The organism is Sphingosinicella sp. (assembly GCF_052387495.1).
Classification (GTDB): Bacteria; Pseudomonadota; Alphaproteobacteria; order Sphingomonadales; family Sphingomonadaceae; genus Allosphingosinicella.
Genome location: NZ_JBQTJC010000253.1, coordinates 1 through 2,742, shown reverse-complemented (window position 1 = coordinate 2,742; position 2,742 = coordinate 1). Strand labels below are relative to the sequence as shown.

The following is a 2,742-nucleotide window of genomic DNA, read 5'->3' as shown; positions in this document are numbered from 1 at the left end:
CGACGCGCAGCGCCGCCTGATCGGGCGCCTCGCGCTCCGATTTTCGGGGCAGCGTGGCCGGATCGTAGAGATAGAGGAGGTCGATGTCGGACGAATCATTGAGCTCGCGGCCGCCGAGCTTGCCGAGCGCGACGATCGCGAAACCCCGCGGCCGCGCGTCCGGGATCCGCTCGGCAATGGCGGCGGCGAGCGCGCGCGCGAGGCTGCGGTCGGCGAGGTCGGAGAGGTCCCGCACGATTTCTTCGAGCGGCAGCAGCCCGGCGAGGTCGCCGAGGCCCAGCGCCAGCGCCTGACCGCTCCGCTCTCGGCGGAGCGTTGCGGCCACGCCCATGCCCTCGCCTTCCCCGCGGGCGGCGGCGATCGCCGCCTTGAGGTCTCCGGCCTCCAGCGCCTCCGCGACCGGTCCGCCGCGATCGAGCTGTTGGCGCAGAAAGGGCGAGTGCGCCCGCGCCCGGGCGATCGCCTCGCTCAGCGGCTCAAGGTCGGGTGTCGCCTTCATGTCACAGGAATGATCCCGTTCCGTTCACCATGCGCAACATTTGCAACTGGCGCGTCAAACATACGTTAGTGGCGCGTGCGGAAGTTGAAAGCGAGCAGAGAAGTCATGGCGAGCGTCGCGCCCAGGCAATTCGTGAAGGTGGCACCGCCCACCGTTCATGCCGGCGTGGGCGCCGCTCTGCGCCAGGCGTTCGCGCTCAACTCGGAGATGTGCGCGACCGACAAGTTCAAGGAATTGCTCGAACGGCTCGACTGACGCTCATTCCTCGGCGTCGCCGGCTCCTTGCGGGTCGCGGTCGCGGCTAAGTTCGTCCACTTCGACCATGATCGTCTGCAGCGCCGATTTGTCGGTCGTCGCCTGCTCCCGGCGCGAGGGCAGCTTCCCGCTGGTCAGCAGCCCTTCGAGCGCGACGCGGCCGCGCGCGACCCGGCTTTTGATCGTGCCGACCGCGCAGCCGCATATCTCTGCCGCCTCCTCATAGGCGAAGCCGCCCGCGCCGACGAGGATCAGGGCCTCCCGCTGCGGCTGCGGGAGATGGAGCAGAGCGCGCTGCATATCGCCAAGCTCGATATGCCGATCCTGGCTGGCCGGCGCAGCGAGGATCTTCGACGCGGTCAACTCGTCCCACTCGCCCTTGAAGCGGGCGCGGCGCATCTGGCTGAGGAATAGATTTCTGAGGATGATGAAGGTCCAGGCGCGCATGTTGGTGCCGGCCTGGAAGCGCTTGCGCGCCGCCCACGCCTTGAGCAAAGTCTCCTGAACGAGATCGTCGGCGAGATCGCGGCTGCCCGAGAGCGAGCGGCCGAAAGCGCGCAGATGCGGGATGACCTGGGCGAGCTGATCCTTGAATTCGCTATCGGGCAGCGGCACGGGCTCCGCGCCGCGATCCGTTCCTTCCTCCGCCGGCCTAATGCCCGCCATCACATCAAACCCCTACACGCGACCAGGCACACGCCCGCCGGCGCGCCCGAGGCGCCCGCCCGGCGGAAGGATACGCCTCAGCGCCAGATAAACAACAAGATGAGGAAGATGACGACGACCAGGCCGAGGCCCCAACCCAATATGTAGCGGGTCATGTGCGGGGTGGTGCCGGCACGGGCCTTGGTGGTGCTGATATGCTCGCCGTCCTGGTCCATCATTCGCTCTTCGAAGTTCCATTCGTTACACGCGGGCAACGCTCGCTCGCGGCGGCGGTTCCGCGATCCGACCGGGTTCAGGCCGGAACTGTCGCCGTATCGAAGAACAGGGCCTGGGCGATCGCCGCCTTCACCGTCGAGCGCTGGAACGGCTTGGTGATCAGGAAGGTCGGCTCCGGCCGCTCGCCGGTCAGCAGCCGCTCCGGAAAGGCGGTGATGAAGATCACGGGCACGCGGAATTCGCCGAGGATGTCCTTGACCGCGTCGATGCCCGAGCTGTCGTCGGCGAGCTGGATGTCGGCGAGGACGAGGCCCGGCCGCTTCGCCATCGCCTGCTGCACCGCCTCGTCGCGGGTGACGGCGACGCCGGTGACGTTGTGGCCCAGGTCGCGGACGATGGTCTCGATGTCCATCGCGATGATCGGCTCGTCCTCGATGATCAGGACGTCGGCGCGGGTCTGCCGCTCGATCTCGGCCAGCGCCTCGGCGACCAGGCCTTCGACCTCCTCCGATGAGGCGCCGATCAGGAAACCGGCATCCTCGGGCGTGAAGCCTTCCATCGCGGTCAGCAGCAAGGCCTGGCGCGAAAGCGGCGTGATCCGGGCGAGCCTGGCGCGGGCGACATCGGCCGGCTCGCCGCTGTCGGTATGACCCGGCTCCTCCTCGATATTGGCCGACGACCAGATCGCGTGAAAGGTGCGATAGAGGCCGAGCCGGGGGTCGATATCGCGCGGGAAATCGTCCGGCGCGGCGACGATCGCCTCGAGCGTGGCGCGCACGAACGCATCGCCATGGGCCTGGCTGCCGGTGAGCGCGCGGGCATAACGGCGCAGGAAGGGAAGATGCGGCTTCAGGGCTTCACCGAGCGACATGCGTTGTGACTCCTTTGCGTTCGCGACAGGCTATTGGGTGGCGGCCACGCGATTGCAAGCCCGCATGGGGCGCCTGCGATCGCGCGGGCACAGGTCGCCGAACCGCCCGACCCCGTCTCGTGCGTGGGTGGAACAATCGTGGGAGTTTTTTGTTTCCAAGGCCGCGCGGCCCGATTATCCGGTCCGCCGTGCGTTGGCGTCTGTGCGGTGGGGACGGCTGGGCTTTAGCTCCTCT

Annotated in this window: 4 protein-coding genes and 1 pseudogene; 1 reads left to right on the top strand and 4 read right to left on the bottom strand. The window is 68.0% G+C overall.

Going from position 1 to position 2,742, the window contains the following annotated elements; genetic code table 11:
• A pseudogene (locus ACT4N8_RS13830) lies at window positions 1–499 on the bottom strand (glutamine-synthetase adenylyltransferase); the annotation flags it as partial.
• Between the two features lie 105 nt (window positions 500–604).
• On the opposite strand from ACT4N8_RS13830, the gene ACT4N8_RS13825 reads away from it, so the two are divergent.
• Window positions 605–754, top strand: a complete 150-nt coding sequence (locus tag ACT4N8_RS13825) for a hypothetical protein (protein ID WP_444858697.1) — start codon at window positions 605–607, stop codon at window positions 752–754.
• Between the two features lie 3 nt (window positions 755–757).
• On the opposite strand, the gene ACT4N8_RS13820 is transcribed toward ACT4N8_RS13825, so the two are convergent.
• From ACT4N8_RS13820 to ACT4N8_RS13810, 3 genes are all read right to left on the bottom strand, one after another.
• Window positions 758–1,420, bottom strand: coding sequence for a sigma-70 family RNA polymerase sigma factor (locus ACT4N8_RS13820; protein ID WP_444858696.1), 663 nt, complete (start codon window positions 1,418–1,420; stop codon window positions 758–760).
• A 77-nt stretch (window positions 1,421–1,497) separates the two neighbouring features.
• On the bottom strand, window positions 1,498–1,638 hold the full coding sequence (locus tag ACT4N8_RS13815) for a hypothetical protein (protein ID WP_444858695.1): 141 nt from the start codon (window positions 1,636–1,638) through the stop codon (window positions 1,498–1,500).
• Between the two features lie 74 nt (window positions 1,639–1,712).
• Complete coding sequence (locus ACT4N8_RS13810; RefSeq protein WP_444858694.1) at window positions 1,713–2,507, bottom strand: response regulator; 795 nt, start codon at window positions 2,505–2,507, stop codon at window positions 1,713–1,715.
• Window positions 2,508–2,742: the final 235 nt, after the last annotated feature.